Source organism: Micromonospora sp. NPDC049044, from assembly GCF_040649215.1.
Lineage (GTDB): Bacteria > Actinomycetota > Actinomycetes > Mycobacteriales > Micromonosporaceae > Micromonospora.
The window spans coordinates 44,414-69,123 of sequence record NZ_JBEZFA010000022.1; the positions used below are offsets into that span (position 1 = coordinate 44,414).

General features: G+C 72.6%; 24 protein-coding genes. 8 read left to right on the forward strand and 16 right to left on the reverse strand.

Going from position 1 to position 24,710, the window contains the following annotated elements; translation table 11 throughout:
* Positions 1 to 24: 24 nt before the first annotated feature.
* Positions 25 to 600 (forward strand): GNAT family N-acetyltransferase, encoded by a 576-nt coding sequence (locus tag AB0B85_RS19345; protein WP_357409067.1) that lies wholly within the window; start codon positions 25 to 27, stop codon positions 598 to 600.
* 42 nt (positions 601 to 642) lie between these two features.
* Here the strand turns inward: AB0B85_RS19345 and dapB are convergent, their stop codons facing one another.
* The 16 genes from dapB to rimP all read right to left on the reverse strand — a co-directional run bounded on the left by dapB (position 643) and on the right by rimP (position 18,047).
* Positions 643 to 1,395, reverse strand: coding sequence for a 4-hydroxy-tetrahydrodipicolinate reductase (gene dapB, locus AB0B85_RS19350; RefSeq protein WP_357409069.1), 753 nt, complete (start codon positions 1,393 to 1,395; stop codon positions 643 to 645).
* A gap of 117 nt (positions 1,396 to 1,512) precedes the next feature.
* Complete coding sequence (locus tag AB0B85_RS19355) at positions 1,513 to 2,943, reverse strand: pitrilysin family protein (protein WP_357409071.1); 1,431 nt, start codon at positions 2,941 to 2,943, stop codon at positions 1,513 to 1,515.
* Between the two features lie 47 nt (positions 2,944 to 2,990).
* A complete protein-coding gene (locus tag AB0B85_RS19360) occupies positions 2,991 to 5,378 on the reverse strand; it encodes a polyribonucleotide nucleotidyltransferase (protein ID WP_357409073.1) in 2,388 nt (795 codons plus the stop codon).
* A gap of 227 nt (positions 5,379 to 5,605) precedes the next feature.
* Positions 5,606 to 5,875 carry a 30S ribosomal protein S15 gene (rpsO, locus tag AB0B85_RS19365; protein ID WP_030337594.1) on the reverse strand — a complete coding sequence of 90 codons (270 nt, stop codon included), beginning with the start codon at positions 5,873 to 5,875 and terminating at the stop codon, positions 5,606 to 5,608.
* Between the two features lie 194 nt (positions 5,876 to 6,069).
* Positions 6,070 to 6,999, reverse strand: coding sequence for a bifunctional riboflavin kinase/FAD synthetase (locus AB0B85_RS19370; RefSeq protein ID WP_357409075.1), 930 nt, complete (start codon positions 6,997 to 6,999; stop codon positions 6,070 to 6,072).
* Positions 7,000 to 7,024: 25 nt separating this feature from the next.
* Positions 7,025 to 7,909, reverse strand: coding sequence for a tRNA pseudouridine(55) synthase TruB (gene truB / locus AB0B85_RS19375; RefSeq protein WP_357409078.1), 885 nt, complete (start codon positions 7,907 to 7,909; stop codon positions 7,025 to 7,027).
* A gap of 112 nt (positions 7,910 to 8,021) precedes the next feature.
* Positions 8,022 to 9,344 carry an MATE family efflux transporter gene (locus AB0B85_RS19380; protein ID WP_357409080.1) on the reverse strand — a complete coding sequence of 441 codons (1,323 nt, stop codon included), beginning with the start codon at positions 9,342 to 9,344 and terminating at the stop codon, positions 8,022 to 8,024.
* A 726-nt stretch (positions 9,345 to 10,070) separates the two neighbouring features.
* A complete protein-coding gene (locus AB0B85_RS19385; RefSeq protein ID WP_357409189.1) occupies positions 10,071 to 10,280 on the reverse strand; it encodes a DUF6186 family protein in 210 nt (69 codons plus the stop codon).
* Positions 10,280 to 10,687, reverse strand: a complete 408-nt coding sequence (locus tag AB0B85_RS19390) for a hypothetical protein (protein ID WP_357378125.1) — start codon at positions 10,685 to 10,687, stop codon at positions 10,280 to 10,282. The genes AB0B85_RS19385 and AB0B85_RS19390 overlap by 1 nt, the downstream gene beginning before the upstream one ends.
* A 102-nt stretch (positions 10,688 to 10,789) precedes the next feature.
* A complete protein-coding gene (locus AB0B85_RS19395; protein ID WP_357409191.1) occupies positions 10,790 to 11,791 on the reverse strand; it encodes a bifunctional oligoribonuclease/PAP phosphatase NrnA in 1,002 nt (333 codons plus the stop codon).
* Positions 11,792 to 11,844: 53 nt separating this feature from the next.
* Positions 11,845 to 12,345, reverse strand: coding sequence for a 30S ribosome-binding factor RbfA (rbfA, locus tag AB0B85_RS19400; protein WP_357409082.1), 501 nt, complete (start codon positions 12,343 to 12,345; stop codon positions 11,845 to 11,847).
* Between the two features lie 125 nt (positions 12,346 to 12,470).
* Positions 12,471 to 12,767 carry a DUF503 domain-containing protein gene (locus AB0B85_RS19405; protein WP_357409084.1) on the reverse strand — a complete coding sequence of 99 codons (297 nt, stop codon included), beginning with the start codon at positions 12,765 to 12,767 and terminating at the stop codon, positions 12,471 to 12,473.
* 90 nt (positions 12,768 to 12,857) lie between these two features.
* Positions 12,858 to 15,878 carry a translation initiation factor IF-2 gene (gene infB / locus AB0B85_RS19410; protein WP_357409086.1) on the reverse strand — a complete coding sequence of 1,007 codons (3,021 nt, stop codon included), beginning with the start codon at positions 15,876 to 15,878 and terminating at the stop codon, positions 12,858 to 12,860.
* Positions 15,879 to 15,971: 93 nt separating this feature from the next.
* The gene (locus tag AB0B85_RS19415) at positions 15,972 to 16,304 is read right to left on the reverse strand and encodes a YlxR family protein (RefSeq protein ID WP_357409088.1); all 333 of its coding nucleotides are present in this window, start codon (positions 16,302 to 16,304) and stop codon (positions 15,972 to 15,974) included.
* Positions 16,305 to 16,320: 16 nt separating this feature from the next.
* Positions 16,321 to 17,364, reverse strand: coding sequence for a transcription termination factor NusA (gene nusA, locus AB0B85_RS19420; RefSeq protein WP_357247291.1), 1,044 nt, complete (start codon positions 17,362 to 17,364; stop codon positions 16,321 to 16,323).
* Positions 17,361 to 18,047 (reverse strand): ribosome maturation factor RimP, encoded by a 687-nt coding sequence (gene rimP / locus AB0B85_RS19425; RefSeq protein ID WP_357409193.1) that lies wholly within the window; start codon positions 18,045 to 18,047, stop codon positions 17,361 to 17,363. Before rimP ends, nusA begins: the two co-directional genes overlap by 4 nt.
* A gap of 155 nt (positions 18,048 to 18,202) precedes the next feature.
* On the opposite strand from rimP, the gene AB0B85_RS19430 reads away from it, so the two are divergent.
* From AB0B85_RS19430 to AB0B85_RS19460, 7 genes are all read left to right on the forward strand, one after another.
* Positions 18,203 to 18,715, forward strand: a complete 513-nt coding sequence (locus AB0B85_RS19430) for a hypothetical protein (protein WP_357409090.1) — start codon at positions 18,203 to 18,205, stop codon at positions 18,713 to 18,715.
* On the forward strand, positions 18,712 to 19,149 hold the full coding sequence (locus tag AB0B85_RS19435) for a ferritin-like domain-containing protein (RefSeq protein ID WP_357409092.1): 438 nt from the start codon (positions 18,712 to 18,714) through the stop codon (positions 19,147 to 19,149). Before AB0B85_RS19430 ends, AB0B85_RS19435 begins: the two co-directional genes overlap by 4 nt.
* Before the next feature lie 52 nt (positions 19,150 to 19,201).
* Complete coding sequence (locus AB0B85_RS19440; RefSeq protein ID WP_357409094.1) at positions 19,202 to 19,804, forward strand: PadR family transcriptional regulator; 603 nt, start codon at positions 19,202 to 19,204, stop codon at positions 19,802 to 19,804.
* Positions 19,801 to 20,535 (forward strand): ABC transporter ATP-binding protein, encoded by a 735-nt coding sequence (locus AB0B85_RS19445; RefSeq protein ID WP_357409096.1) that lies wholly within the window; start codon positions 19,801 to 19,803, stop codon positions 20,533 to 20,535. Before AB0B85_RS19440 ends, AB0B85_RS19445 begins: the two co-directional genes overlap by 4 nt.
* Positions 20,532 to 23,297, forward strand: a complete 2,766-nt coding sequence (locus tag AB0B85_RS19450) for an ABC transporter permease (RefSeq protein WP_357409097.1) — start codon at positions 20,532 to 20,534, stop codon at positions 23,295 to 23,297. Before AB0B85_RS19445 ends, AB0B85_RS19450 begins: the two co-directional genes overlap by 4 nt.
* A gap of 79 nt (positions 23,298 to 23,376) precedes the next feature.
* On the forward strand, positions 23,377 to 23,877 hold the full coding sequence (locus AB0B85_RS19455; protein ID WP_357409099.1) for a nitroreductase/quinone reductase family protein: 501 nt from the start codon (positions 23,377 to 23,379) through the stop codon (positions 23,875 to 23,877).
* 92 nt (positions 23,878 to 23,969) lie between these two features.
* Complete coding sequence (locus AB0B85_RS19460) at positions 23,970 to 24,707, forward strand: nucleotidyltransferase domain-containing protein (protein WP_357409101.1); 738 nt, start codon at positions 23,970 to 23,972, stop codon at positions 24,705 to 24,707.
* The last annotated feature ends 3 nt before the right edge of the window (positions 24,708 to 24,710 follow it).

Here is a 24,710-nt window from a genome sequence, read left to right on the forward strand (position 1 = left end):
TCGCCCTGCGTAGGCTTCCGTCCCATGGCTCTCGGGTACGTCCGCCCGGCGCGTCCTGAGGACGCCGGCGAGATCGCACGCATCCAACTCGCGACCTGGCGGGTCGCGTACCGCCGGATCCTGCCTCGGCACGTGCTCGACAACCTGGACGAGGCGTTCCTCGCCCGGCGGTGGAACGCCGCGGTGCTGGAGCCGCCCTCGGGCGCGCACCGGGTGCTGGTCGCCGTCGAACAGGCCGAGCAATCGTATCTGGTGGGGTTCGCCGCCTCCGGCCCGGCCGACGGCGAGGCGCTGGCTCCCGGAGAGCCGGCCGACGCGCTCGGCCCGGACGTGGCGGCGGTGACCGACCTGCTTGTCGAGCCGCGCTGGGGTCGGCGGGGGCACGGCAGTCGGCTGCTCGCCGCCGCCGTCGACCTGTGGCGGGAGGACGGGATGAGCCGGGCGGTGGCCTGGGCGTTCGACGCTGACGAGGCGACCCGGAAGTTTCTCACCAGCACCGGTTGGGAGGCTGACGGCGCGGCCCGCGCGCTCGACGTCGACGACATGCTGGTGCCGCAGGTGCGCCTGCACGTCGCGGTGCCGACCGAGAAGGTCGAGTGACGGAGGTCCGGCTTCCGCACCGGGACGGTCCAGCCGCCCCGCTCAGTCGAGCAGGGCGTCCAGGCCGACGGTGAGGCCGGGCCGGTTGCGCACCGCGCGGACGGCAAGCAGCACACCGGGCATGAACGACACCCGGTCGTACGAGTCGTGCCGGATGGTCAGCGTCTCGCCGGTGCCGCCGAAGAGCACCTCCTGGTGCGCGACGAGGCCGGTGGCGCGTACCGCGTGCACGCGTACCCCGTCGATGTCGGCACCGCGCGCACCCGGCACCTCGTCCTTTGTGGCGTCCGGCACCGGGCCGAGGCCGGCCTCGGCCCGGGCCCTGGCGATCTGCCGGGCGGTGTGCGTGGCGGTGCCGCTCGGGGCGTCCAACTTGCGCGGGTGATGCTGCTCGATGATCTCGACGGACTCGAAGTGCCGGGCGGCCCGCGCGGCGAACTGCATCATCAGCACCGCGCCGATGCCGAAGTTCGGGGCGATCACCACGCCCACCTCGGGCTTGCCGGCCAGCCAGGCGCGCACCTGCTCCAACCGCTGCTCGGTGAAGCCAGTGGTGCCGACGACAGCGCTGATGCCCTGCTGGATGCACCACTGGAGGTTGTCCATGACGACGTCCGGCGTGGTGAAGTCGACGACCACGTCGGTGCCGGACACGGCGGAGCGGTCGTCGCCCTGGTCGATCGACGCCGCCAGGTCGAGGTCGTCGGCGGCGGCGACGGCCTTGCAGACCTCGATGCCCATCCGGCCCCGCGCACCGAAAACGCCGACCCGGGTCTTGCCCTGCTCGTCAGTCACGGGGCACAACCTATCCCAATCGGGACGTGCCCCTCCGGCCGGATCGGGTGCGCTCCACCGGCCGGGACGCCGGGACCGGCACACCCGGACCGGGACACCGTGCCGCGCGGCAGAACCTCAGACCGCGAAGTCGCCCGCGCCGAAGGGGCCGACCACGGCCAGCGACATCGGCCTGCTGAGCAGTTCGGCGGCGAGGGTGTTGACGTCCGCCACGGTGACCTCGTCGACGCGGCGCAGCAGTTCGTCCACCGGCATCAGGTCGCCGTAGAGCAGCTCACCCTTGGCCAGCCGACTCATCCGTGAGCCGGTGTCCTCCAGGCCGAGCACGAACGAGCCCTTGCTCATCCCCTTGCCGCGGGCCACCTCGGCCTCGGTCAATCCGTCGGCGGCGACCCGGGCCAGCTCGGCGCGGGTCAGGGCCAGCACCTCGTCCACCTTGCCCGGCGCGCAGCCGGCGTAGACGGCGAACAGGCCGGTGTCGGCGTACTGGCTGGCGTAGGAGTAGACCGAGTACGCCAGGCCGCGCTGCTCACGGATCTCCTGGAACAGGCGGCTCGACATGCCACCGCCGAGCACGTTGTTGAGCACCCCGAGGGCGAAGCGCCGGTCGTCCAGGCGGTCGATGCCGGGGCAGCCGAGGATGACGTGCGCCTGCTCGGTCTCCTTCGGCTCCACCTTGGTGGTCGCCGGCTTGGTGCGTACCGCCGGGGTGGCCGCCCGGTGCGGTGCCGGGGTGGCCGGGTCGCTGTCCAGCGGGGTGCCCTGCACCGCCTGGCGGACCAGCTTGACCACCGTGGCGTGGTCCAGGTTGCCGGCGGCGGCGATGACGATCTGCGGCGCGGTGTAGCGGCTCCGGTAGAAGTTCTGGATCTGCTTGCGGGTCATCGGCGTGACTGTCGCGGCGGTGCCGGAGATCAGCCGACCCATCGGGTGGTCGCCGTAGACGGCCTCGACGAAGAGGTCGTGCACCTCGTCACCGGGCTCGTCGTCGTGCATGGCGATCTCTTCCAGGATGACGCCGCGCTCGGTTTCGACGTCGGCCGGCTCGAGCAGCGAGTCGGCGACCAGGTCGCACATCACGTCGATCGCCAGCGGCAGATCCTCGTCCAGCACCCGGGCGTAGTAGCAGGTGTATTCCTTCGTGGTGAACGCGTTCGTCTCACCACCCACCGCCTCGATCTGCGAGGAGATCTCCAGCGCGGTGCGCTTGTGGGTGCCCTTGAAGAGCAGGTGTTCGAGGAAGTGCGCGGCGCCGGCCTGCGGGCCGGTCTCGTCGCGGGAGCCGACCGCCACCCAGATGCCGAACGAGACACTGCGCATCGTCGGGATCGCCTCGGTGAGGACGCGCAGGCCGCTGGGCAGCACGGTACGTCGTACCGTGCCACCCAGCGGGTCGTCGCTGAGCGTCCGGGTCACCGCGCGGGCGGTGCCGCCGGAGCGGCCGCCCGTCCCGGCGGCCCGGGCTCGACCCGACTCACTGGCTTGCCAGCCAGACGGGGCCACCCCCCGTCGATCCGGTGGAAACGGCGCACTGAAGGCCCGACTCACGTGTTGCTCCCGGTTCGACGAGGGGTGGGTGATGCGATGTACGACGGTCAGCTGTGCCGGGTCCGGCGGCGCGGACGCTCGCCGCCCTCGCCACCCTCGCCCCCGCCGTTGCCGCCCTCGCCGCCACGCTCCGGACCACGGCCGCCCCGGTCGCCGCCACGCTCGCGGTCGCCGCGGTCACGCGGAGCCCGGTCGCCCCGGTCCCGACCAGCCGGCCGGTCGCCGCCAGCGGCCTCACCGGCGGCCGGCGCCTCGGCGCCCTCCGGGCGGACCTTGTCCAGGTAGATCTTGCCGCGGGCGTCGATGTCCGCGATCTCGACCTCGACCCGGTCGCCGACGTTGAGGAAGTCCTCGACGCGCTCGACCCGCTTGCCGTCGCCCACCTTGGAGATGTGCAGCAGGCCGTCACGACCCGGCAGCAGCGAGATGAACGCACCGAAAGCGGCGGTCTTGACCACCGTGCCGAGGAACCGCTCGCCCTGCTTCGGCAGCGTCGGGTTGGCGATGCCGTTGATCCGGTCGACGGCCGCCTGGGCCGACGGGCCGTTGGTGGCACCGACGTAGATCGTGCCGTCGTCCTCGATGGAGATCTCGGCGCCGGTCTCGTCCTGGATCGCGTTGATGGTCTGCCCCTTCGGGCCGATCACCATGCCGATCTTGTCGACCGGGATCTTGACGGTGGTGACCCGCGGCGCGTAGTCCGACATCTCGGCCGGAGCCTCGATCGCGGCCTTCATGACGCCGAGGATGACCTGCCGGGCCTCGTTCGCCTGCTGCAGCGCGGCGGCCAGCACGTCCGACGGGATGCCGTTGAGCTTGGTGTCGAGCTGGAGCGCGGTGACGAACTCCGGCGTGCCGGCGACCTTGAAGTCCATGTCACCGAACGCGTCCTCGGCACCGAGGATGTCGGTGAGCGTGACGTACTGGGTCTTGCCGTCCACCTCGTCGGAGATGAGCCCCATCGCGATGCCGGCGACCGGCGCCTTCAGCGGGACACCCGCGGAGAGCAGGCCCAGCGTCGACGCGCAGACCGAACCCATCGAGGTGGAGCCGTTGGAGCCGAGCGCCTCGGACACCTGCCGGATGGCGTACGGGAACTCCTCGCGCGACGGCAGCACCGGGATCAGGGCCCGCTCGGCGAGCGCGCCGTGGCCGATCTCGCGCCGCTTCGGCGAGCCGACTCGGCCGGTTTCACCTGTCGAGTACGGCGGGAAGTTGTAGTTGTGCATGTAGCGCTTGCGGTTCTCCGGGGACAGCGTGTCCACCATCTGCTCCATCCGGAGCATGTTCAGCGTAGTGACGCCCAGGATCTGGGTCTCGCCCCGCTCGAACAGCGCCGAACCGTGCACCCGGGGCAGCACGCCGACCTCGGCGGTCAGCGGCCGGATGTCGCGCGGGCCACGCCCGTCCATCCGGACCTGCTCGCGCAGCACGCGGTTGCGCACCTCGGACTTGGTGAGCGAGCGGAAGGCTGCGGACAGCTCCTTCTCGCGGCCCTCGAACCGGGCGCCCAGCTCCTCGGCGACCCGCGCCTTGACCCGGTCCAGGGCCTCCTCGCGGTCGGCTTTGCCGGCGATGGTGATCGCCTCGGCGACGTCGCCGCGGGCCAGGTCGGCGACGGCGTCGTACACGTCGTCCTGGTAGTCCAGGAAGACCGGGAACTCGGTGACCGGCTTGGCGGCGACCTCGGCCAGCTCGCTCTGCGCGCGGCACAGCTCGCGGATCGCCGGCTTGGCGGCCTCCAGGCCGCTGGCCACGACCTCCTCGGTCGGGGCGGCGGCGCCGGCCGAGATCAGCGCGACGGCGTTCGGGGTGGCCTCGGCCTCGACCATCATGATCGCGACGTCGCCGTCCTCGAGGGTGCGGCCGGCCACGACCATGTCGAAGGTGGCGCGGGCCAGCTCCTCCAGGGTCGGGAAGGCGACCCACTGGCCGTCGATGTGGGCGACGCGGGTCGCCCCGATCGGGCCGGAGAACGGCAGGCCGGAGAGCTTGGTCGACATCGAGGCGGCGTTGATCGCCACGACGTCGTACGGGTGCTGCGGGTCGAGCGCGAGGATGGTTTCGACGACCTGGACCTCGTTGCGCAGGCCCTTCACGAAGGACGGGCGCAGCGGCCGGTCGATCAGCCGGCAGGTGAGGATCGCGTCCTCGCTGGGCCGACCCTCACGGCGGAAGAACGAGCCGGGGATGCGGCCCGCGGCGTACATCCGCTCCTCGACGTCGACGGTGAGCGGGAAGAAGTCGAACTGCTCCTTCGGGTGCTTACCGGCGGTGGTGGCGGAGAGAACGACCGTCTCGCCCAGCTGGGCGATGACGGAACCGGCGGCCTGACGAGCCAGCCGGCCGGTGGAGAAGGTGATCTCGCGGGTGCCGAAGGACCCGTTGTCGATCACGGCGGTGCGGGATTCGGTGCCGAGTTTGGTCTCGGTCATGTGCTGTCGTGCTCCTTCGCGTCGTGGGCCCACGACATCGGGGAGCTGCTCAGCCGGCCGGTCTTCGATCGAAGCGCCCGGGTGGCCGGCATGATGCCGGGGTTCCCGGGGGCCACTACCGGAGACCGGTACGCTGACCGGCTCCCTCTCGGGTGGTCGCGCGGCCCGTGTTTCTTCAGGTGGGACGCGGTACGGGGGAGCAGCCAACAGGCCACTCCCCCGTCACGTCACCGGCGCAGGCCGAGCCGCTCGATGAGCGACCGGTAGCGGGCAATGTCCTTCTTCTGGACGTAGTTGAGCAGCCGACGGCGACGGCCGACCAGCAGCAGCAGCCCACGGCGGCTGTGGTGGTCGTGCTTGTGCACCTTCAGGTGCTCGGTCAGCTCGGCGATCCGCTTGGTGAGGACCGCGACCTGGACCTCCGGCGAACCGGTGTCGCCCTCGGCGGTCGCGTACTCCGCGCGGATGCTGGCCTTGGCTTCCTGGTCGAGCGCCATGTTCTCCCTGTTTCGATGGGTTGATCAAGTGGGTGTCCGTCGTCCAGATGGACCGGGAACGGACCGGTACCTCGCACCCGCGGCGTCGAGCAGGCACGCGAGGCCCCACGCCGGTCACCCGACGTCTCGGCAAGACTACCAGCACTCGCTGGTAACACCCGGCGAAGGGCCTCGGCGGCGTCGCCGCACGATGCTCAGGCCAGCGCGCGCCTGGTGCTTTCGACGTCCAGATTCATCTGGGCGATGAGCGGCTCGATCGAGTCGTACCGGACCTGGCCACGCAGGTGCGCCACGAAGTCCAGGGCCAGCCGCTCGCCGTACAGGTCGCCGCTGAAGTCCAGCGCGTACGCCTCCACCCGCCGCTCCCGACCGGAGAACGTCGGGTTGGTGCCCACCGACACCGCCGCCATCAGGGGCTCGTGCCGCCCGCGACGGATCAGCCTCGCCGCGTACACCCCGTCGGCCGGGACCGCCGCGTACCGGTGGCAGAGCAGGTTGGCGGTGGGGAAGCCCAGTTCCCGCCCCCGCTGGTCGCCGCGGACCACCACACCCTCCAGCCGGTGTGGGCGGCCGAGCGCGGCGGCGGCCGCGCCGACGTCACCGGCGTCGACGCAGGAGCGGATGTACGTGGAGGAGAAGACGGTGCCCTCCTCGACAACGAGCGGGCTGCCCTCCACCCCGAAGCCGAAGGTCTGACCGAGCCGCTCCAACAGCGCCACGTCGCCGGCAGCCCGGTGCCCGAACCGGAAGTTGCCACCGACCACCACGAGCGCGCAGTGCAGGTTCTCGACCAGGACGTCGTGGACGAACTGTTCGGCCGACAGCCGGGAGAACTCGGCGGTGAACGGCACCACACAGAGCACGTCCACGCCCAGCGCCTCGATCAGTTCCGCCTTGCGGGCCTGCTCGCTGAGCACCGCCGGGTGCGACCCGGGGCGGACCACCTCGGCCGGGTGCGGGTCGAAGGTGACCACCACCGACTGCACGCCCAACTCCCGGGCCCGGGCCACTGTGTGCCCGATGGTCGCCTGGTGCCCCTTGTGCACGCCGTCGAAGACGCCGATGGTGACGACCGAGCGCCCCCACCCACCGGGCGCCGCCTCGTACCCCCGCCACCGCTGCATGCTGTTCCTCCCCTGTCGCCCGGCCTCAGGCCGGGGCGAGCACGATCTCCGCGCGGGCCCGCCCGTCCCGCTCGCTGACGATAGCGATCAGGCCGCCCGCGGGCCCGAACACCGCGTACGGCCCGGCGCGGCCGGTCGGGTCCAGCGGCCCACCGTGGGCCAGCACCCGGGCCTCGTCGGCGGTGGCCTCCCGACGCGGGAAGAACCGGTCGGCCGCCGCGTCCAACGGCAGGTTCACCACGTCCGGGGCGCGCTGCTCCAACTCGTCGAGGGTTGCCGCCTCGGCGAGGGTGAAGCCACCCACCGCGGTCCGCCGCAGGGCGGTCAGGTGGCCGCCGACGCCGAGCGCCAGGCCCGCGTCCCGGGCGATGGCCCGGATGTACGTGCCGGAGGAGCAGGTCACGTCCACGTCCACGTCCACCACGTCCGGCTCGGTGCGGCGGATCGCCAGCACCGCCAACCGGGAGATGGTGACCCGCCGGGCGGGCAGTTCGACGCTCTCCCCGTCGCGGACCCGCTTGTACGCCCGCTGTCCGTTGATCTTGATGGCGCTCACCGCGCTCGGCACCTGGTCGACCTCGCCGCTCAGCCCGGCCAGCGCGGACCGGATCGCCTCGTCGGTCACCAGCCCGGCCGGGGTGGTGGCGATCACGTCGCCCTCGGCGTCGTCGGTGACGGTGCTCTGACCGAGCCGGATGGTGCCGGTGTAGCTCTTGCCCGCACCGATCACGTAGGTCAGCAGCCGGGTGGCCCGGCCGACCCCGATCACCAGCACCCCGGTCGCCATCGGGTCGAGGGTGCCGCCGTGCCCGACCCGTCGGGTCCTGGCCAGCCGGCGGATCCGCGCCACCACGTCGTGCGACGTCATGCCGCCGGGCTTGTCGACCACGATCAGACCATCGGTGCTCACGACGCCCAAGCCTGCCAGACGGCCCGTACCGGCTGGTGGCTGGGCAGGCCGGCGGTGAGGCCCGCGGCCGCGCCGTGCGGTGCGGGCCGGATCGCGGCGGCCGGCGACCTGGTCAGCGAACCGCGCCGGTCACCGCCCAACCGCCGCTGCGCAGGCGCAGCAGGAGCGCGACCAGCCGGATCACCACGAACAGAGTGAGCCCGGCCCAGATGCCGCCCAGCCCGAGGTTCAGCGCGTACGCCAGCCAGATGGCCGGCAGGAAGCCGCCGAGCGCCGCCACGATGGTGAGGTCGCGCAGGTAACGCACGTCACCGGCGCCGATCAGCACGCCGTCGAGGGCGAACACCACCCCGGCCAGCGGGAGCATGGCGACGAACCACGGCCAGGCCACCATGGCCTGCTCGCGTACCCCCGCGTCGGAACTGAACCACGACGGTACGACGCCGGCGCCGGCGGCGACGACGAGCGCGAAGGCGACGCCGCAGCCACCGCCGAGCAGCCCGATCCGGCGGGCGAGCGCCCGCGCGCCCGCGTCGTCGCCGGCCCCGAGCGCGGCGCCGACCAGGGACTGGGCAGCGATCGCGAGGGCGTCGAGCACCAGCGCGGTGAAGAACCAGAGTTGCAGGGCGATCTGGTGGGCGCCGACGGCGGCGGCCCCGAAGCGGGCGGCGACGGCGGTCGCGGAGAGGAAGCTGGCCTGGAACGCCACCCCTCGGATCAGCAGGTCCCGGCTGAGCACCAGTTGCTGCCGGATCACGCGAGGCCGGGGCCGCAGCGACACCCGCTCGGCGACCAGCGCCGCCGCGAAGAGCACCCCGCAGAGCGTCTGCGCGACGACGTTGGCCACCGCCGAGCCGATCAGGCCCAGCCCGACGGGATAGACGAGCAGTGGGCACAGCAGCGCGGAGAGCAGGTTGGGCCCGAGCACGAAGTACAACGGGCGGCGGGTGTCCTGCACGCCGCGCAGCCAGCCGTTGCCGGCGGCGGCGAGCAGCAGGCCGGGGGCGCCGAGGGCCGCGATCCGCAGCCAGTGCGCGGCGGCGTCGGCCACGTCGCCACCACCGCCGGCGAGGGTACGCGCGAGCGCGCCACCGCCGAACTGCATGCCGATCGCGATCAGCAGGCCGACACCGAACGCCAGCCAGGACGACTGGACTCCCTCGGCTACCGCGGCTGCCCGGTCACCTGCCCCGAAGCGACGGGCCGCGCGCCCGGTGGTGCCGTACGCGACAACGGTGCCGACCCACGCGGTGAGCGTCATCACCGTGCCCCCGACGGCGAGCGCGGCGAGCGGCACCCGGCCGAGGTGGCCGACCACCGCGGTGTCGACAAGCACGTAGAGCGGCTCGGCGGCGAGCACCACGAGGGCCGGCAGGGCGAGGCTGGCGATCCGCCGGGGTGAGGCGGAGCGGTGGGCGGTGACGGTCTGGCTCATCGCCGCCGATCCTGGCACGAGCTACGTAAGGAGCGCAATCCTGCCGAGCGCTTACCTCGACCGGCGCCTGGACCGCTGGGCCCGGTCGGCGGCTGGTAGTCCGTCTCAGCGCGGCCCCCGCGCAGCACCTGCCGGGCAGTCGGGGCGTGGGTCTCTGGTCAGAGGCTTTGGAGCTGATGTCGTAGACGAATCACGCCGTGACGTGTGCCCGAATCTCGTCGCGACGGTCGCAGACGAATCACGCCGTGACCTCGCAGACGAATCAGGTCGCGATGTCGCAGACGATTCAGCTCCAAAGGCTCAGGCGGAGACGCCCGACGCCCTCCCGACCGAGTCCGCGGGAGGGGCACCGCCGGACAGCTCGGATCACTGACGGGTGTCCATCGACGTCTGCAACGCGCGGCGGGCCTGCTCGCGGGCGTCGTCGGTGGTCTCGGGCTTGGGCTTGTTCGGCATGGCGGTGGTCCTTCCAGGGAGCAGGCCACCGGCGCGCGGCGGCCCTCGCGGGCGGTCGTCCTGCGCGCCCCACGGCGGTCCGGGATTACCGGAGCAGCCGACTGGGCAGCGTGAGCCCGGGTCGATCCGACCCTGGAGGGAGGCAGCACGAGGTGTGGCGCCACCACCCATGACCTGCACCGCTACGCGGTACCCGGCCTTCTCCCAAGTTATCGTTCAGGTCCATATGCTGCTCTCGGTTCCCGCCATTTGGACATACGGCGACCCGGCTCAGCGGGCCAGGAAGTGCCAGCCCAGCCACCACCAGAACCCGAACAGACCGATCCGGCCCACCGGCACCGAGCCGACCTCGTAGCGCATCACGTACGCGCAGACCTCGCCGAGGGTGGGAATCCGGGAACCCTCCCGCCGGGCCATCCACTCGACAGTCGCGAAGAGCACCAACGCGGTGAGGAAACCGCCGATGGCGAGCGCCCGCATCATCGGCGCACCAGCCCCCAGAAGGCGGCCAGCCAGGCGAACCACACCGCCGACCGGGTCAGATGATCTTCCAGGAGTGGATCTGCCAGCCGGGAGAAGGTGGGAAAGTCGTCACCGGCGGCCATCACGAAGGTCACGCCCTCGAAGACCCCGAAGACCACCACCGGCACCGCCCACCAGACCGCCCCCGAGCCCAGCCGGCGCGGTGCCGGTCGGCGTGGCACCCGGTTGCTCAGACCGAGCCAGATCAGCACTCCGCCGGTGCCGATGGTGAACAGATTCGCCTCGGTGGAGAACGACGCGAACCGGCCGCCGACAAGCGACAGGCAGACGAGAACGGGAACGGAGACGGCGGGCCGGTCCCAGGCGCGGGGGGCCTCCACGGTGAGGTCGTGCGGCTGCTCCATCCCGCAATTCTTCCCGGTCTCACCGAGCGCGGGAAGACCGACACTCCCCGGAGTTGACCCTGATCCTTTGGATCGAACGATCGATGACGGCGATCGTCCGGGTCAGGCGTCGGGGCGGAGCAGCGCGCTGTCCAGTTGGCCGCGGATCGACTCGACCACCTGCTCGGCGGTGCCCCGACCGGTGAACCCGGCCGCGAACCGGTGGCCACCACCGCCAAGCGTCACCGCGACCCGGCTGACGTCCACCGCACCCTTGCTGCGCATCGACACCGCCCACTCGTCGGGCGCGGTCTGCTTGACCACACAGCTCACATCCGCCTCGGCGGTGCATCGCACCGAGTCGATAAGCGCCTCGAGCACGTACGGCCGCTGGTCGTGGCGGGCCAGGTCATCGAGGGTGGCGAAGGTCCAGACGAACCCTCGGCCGCCGGCAGCCGCCGGCTCCAGCCGGGCCCGCCCGAGCACCTCACCGAAGAGCCGCACCGCCCCGAAGGGCCGGGTGTCGAAGACCCGGCGGGAGATGTCCCCGGGCGAGATGCCGGTGGCCAGCAACCGGGCAGCCATCTCGTGCACCGCCGGGGTGGTCGCCGCGAACCGGAACGAACCAGTGTCGGTGGTCAGCGCCACGTAGAGGCACTCCGCGATTGCCGGATCCACCACCACCCCGAGCCGGGACAGCAACTGCTCCGCCACCACCGAGGTCGCCGCCGCACCCGGGTCCACGAGGTTGACAGTGCCGAAGCCCCGGTTCGACGCGTGGTGGTCGAGCACCAGCGCCGCGCCCGCCGACGACAACCGCCCGGCCAGCTCACCGAGTCGCGACTCACTCGCCGCGTCGAAGCAGATCACCAGGTCGGGTGCCGGGTCGGCGGCGCCCGCCGGGACCAGCAGGTCCAGCCCGGGCAGCTCCCGGAACGGCTCGGGCACCTCCGGCGGCCCGGGGAAGGTCGCCTGCACCTGGTGGATACCGAACTGCCGCAGGCCCAGACCGAAGCCGAGCATGCTGCCCAGCGCGTCACCGTCCGGGTTGACGTGGCAGATCAGCAGCACCCGGCCAGCCGGCGGGACAGCCCGCACCAGCGCCTCGGCCGCAGCCCAGTCCATCTCGGCCGGGTCGACCCCGGCCGCACCGGCTAGCGGAACGCTGGCGGTGCTGGTCACCGCGTTTCCCCACCCCGTGCGGCGTCCTTCACGTCGGTGGCCGCGTCGGCCTCATCCGCCTCGTCGTCCTCATCGGTCTCGTCGTCAACCCGGTACGGCTGAGCCTCGCCCGCGTACTTCGCCTGGGCGGCCAGCCGCTGCACCTCGGCGTCGGCGTTACGGGCGGCGGCGAGCAGGTCGTCGATGTGCTTGACCTGGTCCTGCACGTCGTCGAGGACGAAGGTCAGGGTCGGCGAGTGGCGCAGCCCGAGCGCCTTGCCGACAGTGCTGCGCAGCATCCCCTTGGCGCTTTCCAACGCGGCGGCGGTGTCCGCCTGGGCCACCGCGTCGCCGAGCACCGTGTAAAAGACCGTCGCGTCGCGCAGGTCAGCGGTGATCCGGGCGTCGGTGATGGTGATCATCCCGAGCCGCGGGTCCTTGATCTGGCTCCGCACCACCGACGCGACCAGCTCACGCACCCGTTCCGCGTGCCGGCGTACCTTGGCCGGATCAGACATCTCGCCACCTCCACGGCGTCCTGCTCCCGGTCGGCAGGTGACCCGGGGGTCTCCGGCCGACCGGCCAACATCTCGAACACTACCTTCGCGGCCGCACCGGTCGCCCGGCACAGCCGGCTCCGGGGTCAGTCGTCGTCCTCGCCGTACAACCGGCGTCGGACCGACAGCAACTCGACCTCGGGGCGACCGGCCACCAGGCGCTCACAGGAGTCGAGCACCTCGCGGACGTGCGCCGTCTCGGCGGCCACCACGGCCACCGCCAGCTGCGCTCGACCATGCAGGTCGAGCGCACCCACCTCGGCGGCCGACACCTCGAAGCGGCGCAGCGCCGCCACGATCGGCCGTACATATGATCTCTTGGCTTTGAGCGACCTGGAGTCGCCCGGCAGCAGCAGGTCGAAGACCGCGGTTCCGGTGAACATCGCCCCGGACGATACCGCCAACCCGCCCCGCATGATCAAGGGGTTTACGCCGTACGGCGTAAACCCCTTGATCAGCGTGTCACTGCCGGATCAGGCGCGAACCTTCTCCCGCATCTCGAAGGTCTCGATGACGTCGCCGACCTGGACGTTGTTGTAACCACCCAGGGTCAGACCACACTCGAAGCCCTCGCGGACCTCGGTGGCGTCGTCCTTGAACCGCTTGAGCGAGGTGATCGTGAGGTTGTCCGCCACGACCGTCCCGTCCCGAAGCAGTCGAGCCTTCGCGTTGCGCCGGATGATGCCCGACCGGACGATGCAACCGGAGATGTTGCCGATCTTGGACGAGCGGAACACGTCGCGGATCTCCGCGGTGCCCAGCTCGGCCTCCTCGTACTCCGGCTTGAGCAGGCCCTTGAGCGCTGCCTCGATCTCCTCGATGGCCTGGTAGATGACGGTGTAGTACCGGATCTCCACGCCCTCGCGGTCGGCCATCTCGCGGACCTTGTTCGAGGCCCGCACGTTGAAGCCGATGATCGTGACCGGCTCGGACGAGGCACTCGCGAGCATGACATTGCTCTCGGTGATCGCGCCGACACCCCGGTCGAGGACCTTGAGCTGGACCTCCTCGGGAATGTCGAGGTTGAACAGCGCGTCCTCCAGGGCCTCCACCGAACCGGAGACATCACCCTTGAGGATGAGGTTGAGCGACGTCTTCTCGCCCTCCTTGAGCTGCTCCATGAGCGTCTCAAGAGTGGCCCGACCACGGGAGTTGGCGAATGCCGCCGCCCGCCGTCGCGCCTGCCGCTGCTCGGCGATCTGCCGCACCGTGCGGTCGTCCGCCGCGGCGAGGAAGGTGTCACCCGCACCGGGCGGCGCGGTCAGACCCAGCACCATGACCGGACGCGCCGGCCCAGCCTCGGAGAGCTGGTTGCCGTTCTCGTCGAGCATGGCCCGGACCCGGCCGTGGGCCCCGCCGGCGACGATCGAGTCGCCCGCCCGCAGGGTGCCCTTCTGCACGAGCACCGTCGCCACCGCACCGCGGCCCTTGTCCAGGTGCGCCTCGATGGCCACACCCTGCGCCGGCCCGTCGATCGGAGCGGTCAGCTCCAGCGACGCGTCGGCGGTCAGCAGGACCGCCTCGAGCAGCTCCTCGATGCCGATGCCCGGCTTGGCGGCCACGTTGACGAACATGGTGTCGCCGCCGTACTCCTCGGCGACCAGGCCGTACTCGGTCAGCTGCTGGCGGACCTTGTCCGGGTTGGCGTCCGGCTTGTCGACCTTGTTGACCGCGACCACGATCGGCACGTCGGCCGCCTTGGCGTGGTTCAACGCCTCGATGGTCTGCGGCATCACGCCGTCGTCGGCCGCGACCACCAGGATCACGATGTCCGTCACCTGGGCACCACGGGCACGCATGGCGGTGAACGCCTCGTGACCGGGGGTGTCGATGAAGGTCACCGCGCGGTCCACACCATCGTGCGGAACGTGCACCTGGTACGCACCGATGTGCTGGGTGATGCCACCCGCCTCACCGGCCACGACGTTCGCCTTGCGGATGGCGTCGAGCAGCTTGGTCTTACCGTGGTCGACGTGACCCATGACGGTCACCACCGGCGCACGGCTGACCAGACGCTCCTCGGCCACCTCCGCGTCGAGGTCGATGTTGAACTGCGCGAGCAGCTCGCGGTCCTCGTCCTCCGGGCTGACGATCTGGATGTCGAAGCCCAGGTGCTCACCCAGCAGCTGCAGGGTGTCGTCAGAGCAGGACTGGGTCGCGGTGACCATCTCGCCCAGGTTGAACATCTCCTGGACCAGCGAACCCGGGTTGGCGTTGATCTTGTCGGCGAAGTCCGACAGCGAGGCGCCACGGGAGAGCCGCACGACCTGACCCTGACCCCGGGGAGCACCCGAGCTCATGGTCGGAGCCGACAGGTTGTCGAACTCCTGTCTGCGCTGCTTCTTGGACTTGCGACCGCGCGTCGGCCGACCACCCGGACGCCCGAAGGCACCCGCGGCGCCGCCGCCACGGCCACGACCACCCGCACCCGGACGACCGCCACCACCGGACGGAGCGCCCGGACGGAAACCGCCACCGGGGGCACCGCCACCGCCGCCGGGACCGCCACGGTAGCCACCGCCACCGCCGGCACCCGCGCCGCCACCAGGGCCGCCACGGTAACCGCCACCGCCGCCGGCGCCACCGCCGGGACCGCCACGGAAGCCGCCGCCACCGCCACCCGGACGACCGGCGCCGCCGCCACCGGGGCGACCAGCGCCACCGGGACCGGGACGACCGGCAGCCGGACGCTGGCTCGGCATGGAAGCCGGGCTGGGACGCGGCGGCATGGAGTTGGGGCTCGGCCGCGGCGGCATGCCCGCCGGGCTGTTGGGCCGGGGACCACCCGCACCGGCGGCCGGGGGCCGCTGCTGCTGGCCACCCTGGATGCCGAACGGGTTGTTACCGGCGCCGCGCGCCGGTGGGCGACCACCGGGACGGGCACCCGGACCCGGAGCCGGCGTGCTCGGACGAGCGGCCGGCGAACCCGGGCGGGGTGGCATCGCGGCGGGACCCGGCCGAGGACCGGGTCGGTTGCCGCCGTCGGCCGGAGGCTCCCGGCGAACCGGGTTCTCCCGCTGCTGCTGGCGGGCGGCCTGGGCGGCCTTGACCGCGGCCTCCTGCTCAGCCTTCAGCGCGGCGGCACGCGCCTCGGCGGCCGCCACCTCGATGTCGTGGGCACTCGCCGGCTTGGCGACCGGAGCCGCGGGCTGCGGTGCGGCGGGCACCGGGCCCTTCGGCTTCGGGCCGGGTGCCGGCGCGGCCGGCCGCCGAGGCGGCATCGGCTTGGCCGAGACCCGGGGCGCGCCCGGGGTCGGGGACAGCGTCGGGGTCGGGTTGGCAGCCGGCGTCGGCGCGGGCGCCGACGGGGCGGCCGGCGCCGGAGCACCGGCGGACGCAACGAATGCGTTACGCAGCCGTCGGGCGACGGGCGCCTCGACGGTGCTGGACGCGGACTTCACGAACTCGCCCATTTCCTTCAGCTTGGCGAGAACGGTCTTACTCTCGACCCCGAGCTCTTTTGCAAGCTCGTGTACGCGGGCCTTGCCTGCCACTGCACTCCTCACTCCGAGGTCGTGCGGGCAGCACCCGCAGCGACCTCACTCGTGCACTTGAAGCCTGGTCATTTCAGGGACTTCATCGTGTGCTCATGTCGGTCGTCCTACCCTGCTAGCGACCCTCGCCCGGTCGGGCTGACCGGACGTAGTGGTTGGCGCATCGACGTGCTCTGCCAGCACACCGTGGTCGAGGACCTCGGTGATGCGCAGCGCTCGCCCGAAGGCGCGGCGCCGCACCGCCAGCGCGAAGCAGGCCGGATCCGGGTGCATGTTCGCTCCCCGACCCGGCAGCCTGCGGCGCGGATCAGGTCGGAGGCTGAAACCAGCCTCGTCCCGGACCGCGACGATCCGCAGCAATTCGCTGGCCGGCGCACGTTGCCGACAACCCACACAGGTGCGTTCCGGCGTTGTGCGTCGTACCACTGGAAGAAGTCTACCCCTAGCTGCCCGAGATCGCGCCGCCCGGCTCCCGCACGTGATCAGCTGCGGCACGCGCGGCCGGGGCGGTCTGCTCCGCATCGGACCGAATGTCGATCCGCCAACCGGTCAATCGCGCCGCGAGTCGGGCATTTTGCCCCTCCCGCCCGATCGCCAGCGAAAGCTGGAAGTCGGGAACTGTCACCCGGGCGGCCCGACCAGCCAGGTCGACCACCTCGACCCGCAGTGCCTTGGCCGGCGACAGCGCGTTACCGACAAAGGTGGCCGGGTCGTCCGACCAGTCGATGATGTCGATCTTTTCGCCGTGCAACTCGCTCATCACGGCCCGCACCCGCTGGCCCATCGGGCCGATGCAGGCGCCCTTGGCGTTCACCCCGGGGGTGGTGGAGCGTACGGCGATCTTCGTGCGGTGACCTGCCTCACGGGCGATCGCGCCGATCTCCACGGTGCCGTCGGCGATCTCCGGCACCTCAAGCGCGAACAGCTTCTTGACCAGCGCCGGGTGCGACCGGGACAGGGTGATCTGCGGCCCACGCATGCCCTTGGCGACGTGCACCACCACACAACGCACCCGCTCGCCGTGCGCGTACCGCTCGCCGGGCACCTGCTCGGACTGCGGCAGCACGCCCTCCAACTTGCCCAGGTCGACGCTGACGATGCCCTTCTCGGTACGCGTCTCGTGCGCCTGCACCACGCCGGTGACCAGGTCACCCTCGCGGCCCACGTACTCACCGAAGTGCACCTCGTCGGTGGCCTCCCGCAGGCGCTGGAGGATCACCTGCTTGGCGGTCATGGCGGCGATCCGGCCGAAGTCGTGCGGGGTGTCGTCCCACTCCCGCACCAGGCTGCCGTCGGCGTCCATCTCCTGCGCGTACACCAGGGCGGCGCCGGACCTACGGTCGATCTCCACCCGGGCGTGCGGCTCGGCGCCGTCGGTGTGCCGGTAGGCGGTCAGCAACGCGGTCTCGATCGCCGCGAGAATCGTGTCGAACGGGATCTCCCGCTCGCGCTCGAGTGCGCGCAGCGCCGCGAGGTCGATGTTCACCTCTCCTCGTCCTCCACATCATCTTCGTCGTCGAAGTCGTCTGAATCGATCTCGTCTGAATCGTCCGCGTCGTCGAACTCCTCGTCCGGCTCGCCGAGTTCGGCGAGGCGGGTGAACTCGACCTGCACGCGCCCCGGGCCGAGCTGGGCGTACGTCCAGGAGGTGCGGCCGGCCTCGGTCTCCAGCTGCACACCCTCGTCGTCGGCCGCGACCACCCGGCCGGTCAGCTGGCGCTCGCCGGTGGGCTGCTCGCCGCGCTGTCCGGGCAGCGCGGCCGCGCCCCGGACGGTGACCTTGACCAGCCGGCTCAGGTTGCGCCGCCAGTGCCGGGGCAGGGTCAGCGGCCGGTCGACACCCGGCGAGCTGACCTCCAGCTGGTATTCCCCGGCGACGATGTCGCCGCCGGTCTCCTCGGCGGCGTCGAGCGCGGTGGAGACCGCCCGGGACACGTCCGCGACGGCGTCCAGGTCGATCCCGCCGTCGGCGTCGACAAGCACCCGCACCACGTGCCGGCGGCCGGCCCGGGAGACCGACAGATCCTCCAGGTCGTAGCCGGCGTCGTTGACCACCGGCTCGATCACGGCCCGCAACCGCGCGCGCCGCGCTGCGAGATCACCGCCGCGCGGACCCGCGGCGTCGCGGGGTCGCCCTGTCGACCTGGTGGCACGGCCACGCTGCGTCATCTCCGCACCCTCTCCCTGGTCGACGGTGATCGGGTATCCCGACATGCCGGCACCCCACCGGAGCGGACGCGCCGGTGGCTGCGCAGAGCGTAACGCGCCGGCCCGTCGGCGGACCGGCCGGCGCACCGACGTCGGTGGCCCCCGGACCGACTCCGATGGTGTTGACTTGCCGGGTGGGGACCGGCAGAACGACACAGCGCGACCAAGCATCCAGACATTCCCGGCGAAAGCTCCTACGCGCCGGGGCGCTGCTGGCACTCGGTGGTGCCGCGGCACCGTTGACCGGCTGTGATCTTTTCGACCGTGACGATCAGCCAGCGCCACCACCGGACCCGCTGCGGCCGATGGTGGACGAGGCACTCGCGTTGGCCGGCGTCTACCAGGCCCACGCCGCCGCGCATCCCGACCTGGCCGACCGGCTCAACCCGATCGCCGCGGCGCACACCGCGCACGCCACCGAGCTGGCCCGGGTGATCGGCGTCGCCCTGCCAACCGCTGTCGCCACCCCGGCGACCGACCCGGGTGGCACGCTCACCACCCTGCGCGCCCTGGAGAAGACCGCCCAGCAGTCCGCCACCGCCGCGTGCGCCGCGGCGAGCCCGGAACGGGCCGCACTGCTCGGATCGATCGCCGCCGCCCGAGCCACCCATCAGGAGGCCCTGAAGTGAGGCAGCCGTCCGCCGGGGAGGCGCTCGCCGCCGCCCTGTCCGCCGAGTACGCGGCCATCTACGCCTACGGGCGGATCGGGGTCCGACTCACCGGGGCGGCGCGCGAGGCCGCGCACCAGGCCGAGGCCGCGCACCGCGGCCGGCGCGACGCGCTTGTGGTGCAACTGAGCACTGCCGGTGGCGCCGTGCCGCCGGACCGCGCCGGCTACGCCCTGCCGTTCCCGGTCACCGACCGGGCCAGCGCCCTGCGGCTCGCCGCCGAGGTGGAGGAACGCACCGCCGCGCACTGGCGGGCGGCGCTGGCGTCCACCACCGGCGCCGACCGGGACCAGGCGCTCGCCGCCCTGGTCGAGTACGCGGTACGGGCCACCCGGTGGCGGAAGACGGCCGGGGTGACCCCGCTTACTGTCCCATTTCCCGGCCGGCCGACCTGAACCGTTCCACTCCGGTTGCGGCGCGCATACCAGGTATGCATACTCCGTTGCCATGTCCATCCGTCACGGGTTGCTCGCCCTGCTCGAACGCGGCCAGATGTACGGCTACCAGCTGCGCGCCGCGTTCGAGGAGTCGACCGGCTCGACCTGGCCGCTGAACATCGGGCAGGTGTACACCACGCTGTCCCGGTTGGAACGCGACGGCCTGGTCCGCCCGCTGCCGGAGAGCGAGGCCGGGCAGCGGCCGTACGAGATCACCGACGCCGGCCGGGCGGATCTGGCGCTCTGGTTCGCCACCCCGGTCAGCCGCAACGACAGGCCCCGCGACGAGTTGGCGATCAAGCTGGCGCTGGCGCTGACCACCCCCGGGGTGGACGTCCGCTCGGTGGTACAGGCCCAGCGCAGCGCGACGATGCGGGCGCTGCAGGAGCTGACCCGGTTGAAGTACGGCAGCAACCGGCCGGAGGACCTCCCCTGGCGCCTCGTGCTGGACTCGATGGTGTTCCAGGCCGAGGCCGAGGCCCGCTGGCTGGACCACTGCGAGACCAGTCTGGTGCGGCACCAACCCAGCGGCCCGCCGCCTCCCCCACCCGGACCGGGTGACGCCGACGCGCGGGGCGCGGCGCGTTGGGCCGACGAGGAGGCGCGACGGTGAGCGGATCGGACGACGCGGTGCTCGAGCTCCGCGCCGTCCACCGCACCCACGGCGCCGGGCCGGCGGCGGTGCACGCGTTGCGCGGGGTCAGCCTGGTCGTCCGGCCCGGCGAACTGGTCGCCGTGATGGGCCCGTCCGGCTCCGGCAAGTCGACATTGCTGGCCCTCGCCGGCGGGTTGGACCGGCCGACCGGCGGGGAGGTCCGGGTGGAGGGGCACCCGCTGGGAGCGCTTGACCGTCGCGGGCTGGCCCAGCTGCGCCGCCGGCGGATCGGTTACATCTTCCAGCAGCTCAACCTGCTGGGCAGCCTGAGCGCTGTGGAGAACGTGGCGCTGCCGCTGGAGCTCGACGGCGTCAGCGGACGTCGGGCCCGGACGCTGGCGATGGCCGCGCTCACCGAGGTGGGCCTGCCCGCATTCGGCGACCGTTTCCCCGACCAGCTCTCCGGCGGGCAGCAGCAGCGGGTGGCCATCGCCCGCGCGCTGGTGGGCGAACGTCGGCTGGTGCTCGCCGACGAACCCACCGGAGCCCTGGACTCGCAGACCGGCGAGGCGGTGCTGCACCTCCTGCGCCGCCGGATCGACGCGGGGGCCGCCGGAGTGCTCGTCACCCACGAGGCCCGACATGCCGGCTGGGCCGACCGGGTGGTGTTCCTGCGCGACGGCGTACTTGTCGACACGACGGCACCGCTGGGCAGTGTCGAGCAACTGCTCTCCGGCAGCGATCGGTGACCGCCCGCCGTACCCGACCGGGGCCTGCCCGGGTCGACACCGCCGCGTCGGCACCTGCCGCACCGCGGGTGCGGGTCGGTCGGCGGCGGTTCGCCGAGCTGACCGGCTCCTGGCGGGCGGCGTTGCGGATCGCGCGGCGGGAGTCGCGCCGGGCCCGGCGTCGGACCGCCCTGGTGCTCGCGATGATCGCCCTCCCGGTGGCCGTGCTGGCCTTCCTGGCCGCCAGCTACGACATGGCCGAGCTGACGCCGCAGGAGCAGGTGGATCGCCAGCTCGGCGTGGCCGACGCGGAGCTGCGCTGGGTCTCCGACACCCCCGTGGAGCAGGACGAGTGGGGTGACGGCTGGTCCACCCGGGACGGTCAGCAGCCATCCGCGGCCCGGGCCACCGCTGCCCAGGTGAGCACGCTGCTCGGGCCGGGCAGTCGGGTCACCGAGGTGCGCACCGGCATCCCGCTGACCCTGCGGGGCCCGCACCGCGACGAGGACGTGGAAGGGCGGGTGCTCGACCTCGCTGACCCGTTGGCCCGCGGCCTGGTGCGCTTCCGGGCGGGCCGGGCACCCGAGCAGTCCGGCGAAGTCGCGGTGAGCCCCGCGGCGCTGCGCCGCCTGGACCTGCGCCTCGGTCGTGCCGTGGCCCTCGCCGACGGGAGCAGGGCGTACACCGTGGTGGGGGTTGTCGAGTTTCCCGACAATCTCGGCCCGGTGGTGGCGCTGCATCCGGGCACGGTGCCACCGACCAGTCCCCCACCGGAGAGCAGCTGGCTGGCCGACGTGCCCGGCACCATCGATGCCGCGCTGGTGACCCGACTCAACGACCGGGGTGTGGTGGTCGCCGCCCGCCCCCCGGCCGACGAACGGAAGCGGCTCTGGCTCGGCCCCATCGAGCCGGGCGAAACCACCGACCTGGGCACCAGCGTGCTGATCGCCGGCCTCGGGCTGCTGGAGGTCGTGCTGCTGGTCGGGCCGGCCTTCGCGGTCGGCGTCCGGCGCCGACGGCGGGAGCTGGCGCTCGTCGCGGTGGCCGGCGGGGATGCCGCCCAGCTTCGTCGGGTTGTGCTGGCCGACGGCGTGGTGCTGGGGGTGCTGGGCGCCGCCGCCGGTCTGCTGGTCGGCGTCGGCGCGGCGTTCGCCGGTCGTCCGCTCGTGGAGCAGTACGTCTTCCACGCCCGCTTCGATGGGTACCGGTGCTGGCCGATCGCGCTGGTGCTGCTCGCTGGGGTCGCGGTGCTGGCCGGGGTGCTCGCCGCGCTGGCACCGGCCTGGACCGCCGCGCGGCAGGACGTCAGCGCCGGCCTCGCCGGGCGACGCACCCCACCGGTGTCCCGTACCCGGTGGTTGGCCATCGGGCTGTCGCTTGTGGTCGGTGGGGCGGGGTTGGCGGCGTTCGGGGCCGCCCGTACCTCCGCGCCGGTGATCCTCACCGGTCTGATCCTCGGCGAGTTGGGCCTCGTGTGCTGCACGCCCACCCTGATCGGCGCGCTCGCCCGGCTCGGCCGGGCGTTGCCGTTGGCGCCGCGGATCGCGCTGCGGGACGCCAGCCGCAACCGCGCGTCCGCCGCGCCCGCCATCTGCGCCGTGATGGCCGCGGTGGCCAGCAGTGTGGCGCTCGGCGGCTTCCTGGCCAGCACCGACGCCCGTAATGTGCGCGGCTACCGGCCGATGCTGCCGCCCGGCCACGTGCTTGTCTACGCTGGCGAATCGGCTCGGCAGCCCACGCTCAGCCAGTTCGCCGCCATGGCCCGGGACCACTTGGGCGCCCACTCGGTCGCCCCGATCAACACGCTCCGTTGTCCAACTGGTTACTGCGACGTCGTGGCGGAGCTGCCGCCCGCGCAGGTCTGCCCCTGGCAGCCCGGGGACGACCTCTCCGAGGCGCACCGTCGGCAGGCGCGGGCCGACCCGCGTTGTCAGACCAACCCGATGGGTTACGACGGTAGCTACGTGCAGGCGGGGGTGTATGACGGGGCCGCGCTGCCGCTGCTCACCGGTGCGGACCCGGCGACGACCGCCACCGCCACCGCCGTGCTGCGTGCCGGCGGCGTGGTGGTCACCGATCCGCGCTACCTGCACGACGGCCTGGTGACCGTACGCGTGAACGAGATGGATCCCATGACGGACCGGCCGCGCGCCGTCGCCGACTTCCCCGGGTACGCGATGCCCGGCGTGGTCAGCGGTTCCCAGCTGCTGCTCTCCGCGTCCGCGGCCCGCCACCTCGACCTGACCTGGTCACCTGTCGGTTGGGTGCTCGGCGCTGACACCCCGCCGGACCGGCATCAGCAGGAGCGCTTCGTCAGCGCCCTGCGCCCCTTCGGCACGTTCTCGTTGGTGGTGGAGGACGGCGGTGGTTCGCGCGACATCTCACCGTTGCCGCTGCTGCTCGCGGCGGCGGCCGGGGTCATCACGATGGGTGCCGCGGGGATCGCCACAGCGCTCGCCGCCGCCGAGGGACGCGCCGAGCTGACCACCCTCGCGGCCGTCGGAGCGGCGCCGGCGCTCCGCCGGATGCTGGCGATCTGCCAGGCGGGGGTGATCGCCGGCCTGGGCTCGGTGCTCGGCATCGTGGCCGGGCTGGGCACCGCCGCGATAGTGCTGTTCTCGGTGAACCGGCAGTACGCGAACGACTGGCCGGTGCCCGACCAGTACCCGTACGTGGTGCCGTGGCCCGCGCTGGGGGTCCTGGTCCTGGTGCCGATCGTGGCGATGCTCGGGGCGGGTCTGTTCACCCGCGCCCAGCTGCCGATCGAACGGCGACTGGACTGACAGCCGCGTGACCACCCGGTCGGCAAGCCGGCGCGTACGGGGGTGCCGGCGGGGGCCGGCAGCCGGCACACTGATCCGCGTGTCAGTGCTCGGAACCCTCACCCGTCGAGTCGGTCATCACCGCTGGTTCGGCGCCGCCGCCCGACTGCTGGTCCCCGCCGACCGGGTGGTCGGTCGACTCACCCGGGGACGGGTGGTGGCGCTCGGCCTGATCCCGTCCCTGGTGATCACGACGACCGGCCGCCGCTCGGGTAGGCCACGCAGCAACCCTCTGCTCTACGTGCCCGACGGCGACGCCTACGTGGTGATCGGCTCCAACTGGGGCCAGACCCACCACCCCGGCTGGGCGATGAACCTGCTCGCCGATCCCGCCGCCGAGGTGCAGCTGAAGGGCCGGCGGATCCCGGTGCGGGCCGAGCGGGCGTCCGGCGCCGAACGGGACCGGCTGTGGCAGCTGTTGGTCGCCGAGTGGCCCGCGTACCACACGTACGTGCGGCGGGCCGGCGGCCGGGAGATCCACATCTTCCGGCTCGTGCCGACCGGGCGCGGCGTGCCGACCGGTCCCCCGTCGGCTGGCTAGGCTGACGCTCAGTCGCGAACAGAGGCGGTTTCCGTGAGCGCGAGCAGTCAGCCGGGGTGGCGATCCCCGCGGTCGCGCACCGGGGCGGCCGGATGAGCGCAGGCGATGACCGGGTCGCTGTCGACCGGGGCCTCGACGACGGTCGGTGGGCGGTCGCGGCACGGGTCGGCGAGGCGGTCCGCCGGCGCTTCCCGGCCGATGTGCTCGCGGTCGCGGTGCACGGGCCGCTGGCGCACGGTGACGACGACGGCGGCGGGGACCGCGAGGCGGGTCTGCTGGTGGTCACCTACCGGCACCATGCCGGCCCGAAGCCGGCGACCCGACGCGTGGACGGGGTGCTCGTCGATCTGACCGTGGCCGCCGCCGAGGACTACCTGGCGCAGGCCCGGGTGATCTCCCCGCTCTGGCCGCTCACCGCCGATCGGTACGTCACGACGCAGCCGTTGCACGATCCGACCGGTTGGTTGCGGACGCTGCGCGACGAACATCTGGGCCGGTTGGCGCGGGCCCGGCCGGCGGAGTTCAGCACCGCGGCCCGGCAGGCCTGGTATCGGGGTAGCGCGGCGCACGCACGGGCCGCCCGGCTCGCCGAGTGGTACGAGACCGACCAGGCCCTGCTGATGCTCGGTGAGGCCCGGTTGGCGGCGGCCACCGTGACGGGCCTGCTGAGTCGCACCTACTACCGGGATCCCGGTGACGCGGTACGGCGCACCGGGTTGGCCGGCGCGGACATGACCGAGGTGGGGGTGGTGCTCGGTCGACAGCCCGAGGAGTTGGCAGCCCGTGGTCGGGCGGTCGACGGCACGATCGACGACCTGCTCAGCGGTTGACCT

Excerpts from the sequence above, each read along its gene's own strand:
- rimP (WP_357409193.1), bottom strand. The coding sequence starts at position 18,047 with ATGACGCAGCGTGGCCGTGCCACCAGGTCGACAGGGCGACCCCGCGAC.
- AB0B85_RS19385 (WP_357409189.1), bottom strand. The coding sequence starts at position 10,280 with ATGCGGGCGCTCGCCATCGGCGGTTTCCTCACCGCGTTGGTGCTCTTC.
- AB0B85_RS19395 (WP_357409191.1), bottom strand. The coding sequence starts at position 11,791 with ATGGACTGGGCTGCGGCCGAGGCGCTGGTGCGGGCTGTCCCGCCGGCT.
- rpsO (WP_030337594.1), bottom strand. The coding sequence starts at position 5,875 with ATGGCGCTCGACCAGGAAGCCAAGGCCAGCATCCGCGCGGAGTACGCG.
- AB0B85_RS19405 (WP_357409084.1), bottom strand. The coding sequence starts at position 12,767 with ATGTTCACCGGAACCGCGGTCTTCGACCTGCTGCTGCCGGGCGACTCC.
- AB0B85_RS19390 (WP_357378125.1), bottom strand. The coding sequence starts at position 10,687 with ATGGAGCAGCCGCACGACCTCACCGTGGAGGCCCCCCGCGCCTGGGAC.
- AB0B85_RS19360 (WP_357409073.1), bottom strand. The coding sequence starts at position 5,378 with ATGACCGAGACCAAACTCGGCACCGAATCCCGCACCGCCGTGATCGAC.
- AB0B85_RS19430 (WP_357409090.1), top strand. The coding sequence starts at position 18,203 with ATGGTGTTGACTTGCCGGGTGGGGACCGGCAGAACGACACAGCGCGAC.
- AB0B85_RS19370 (WP_357409075.1), bottom strand. The coding sequence starts at position 6,999 with ATGCAGCGGTGGCGGGGGTACGAGGCGGCGCCCGGTGGGTGGGGGCGC.
- AB0B85_RS19380 (WP_357409080.1), bottom strand. The coding sequence starts at position 9,344 with ATGAGCCAGACCGTCACCGCCCACCGCTCCGCCTCACCCCGGCGGATC.
- AB0B85_RS19345 (WP_357409067.1), top strand. The coding sequence starts at position 25 with ATGGCTCTCGGGTACGTCCGCCCGGCGCGTCCTGAGGACGCCGGCGAG.
- AB0B85_RS19440 (WP_357409094.1), top strand. The coding sequence starts at position 19,202 with ATGTCCATCCGTCACGGGTTGCTCGCCCTGCTCGAACGCGGCCAGATG.
- AB0B85_RS19460 (WP_357409101.1), top strand. The coding sequence starts at position 23,970 with ATGAGCGCAGGCGATGACCGGGTCGCTGTCGACCGGGGCCTCGACGAC.
- rbfA (WP_357409082.1), bottom strand. The coding sequence starts at position 12,345 with ATGTCTGATCCGGCCAAGGTACGCCGGCACGCGGAACGGGTGCGTGAG.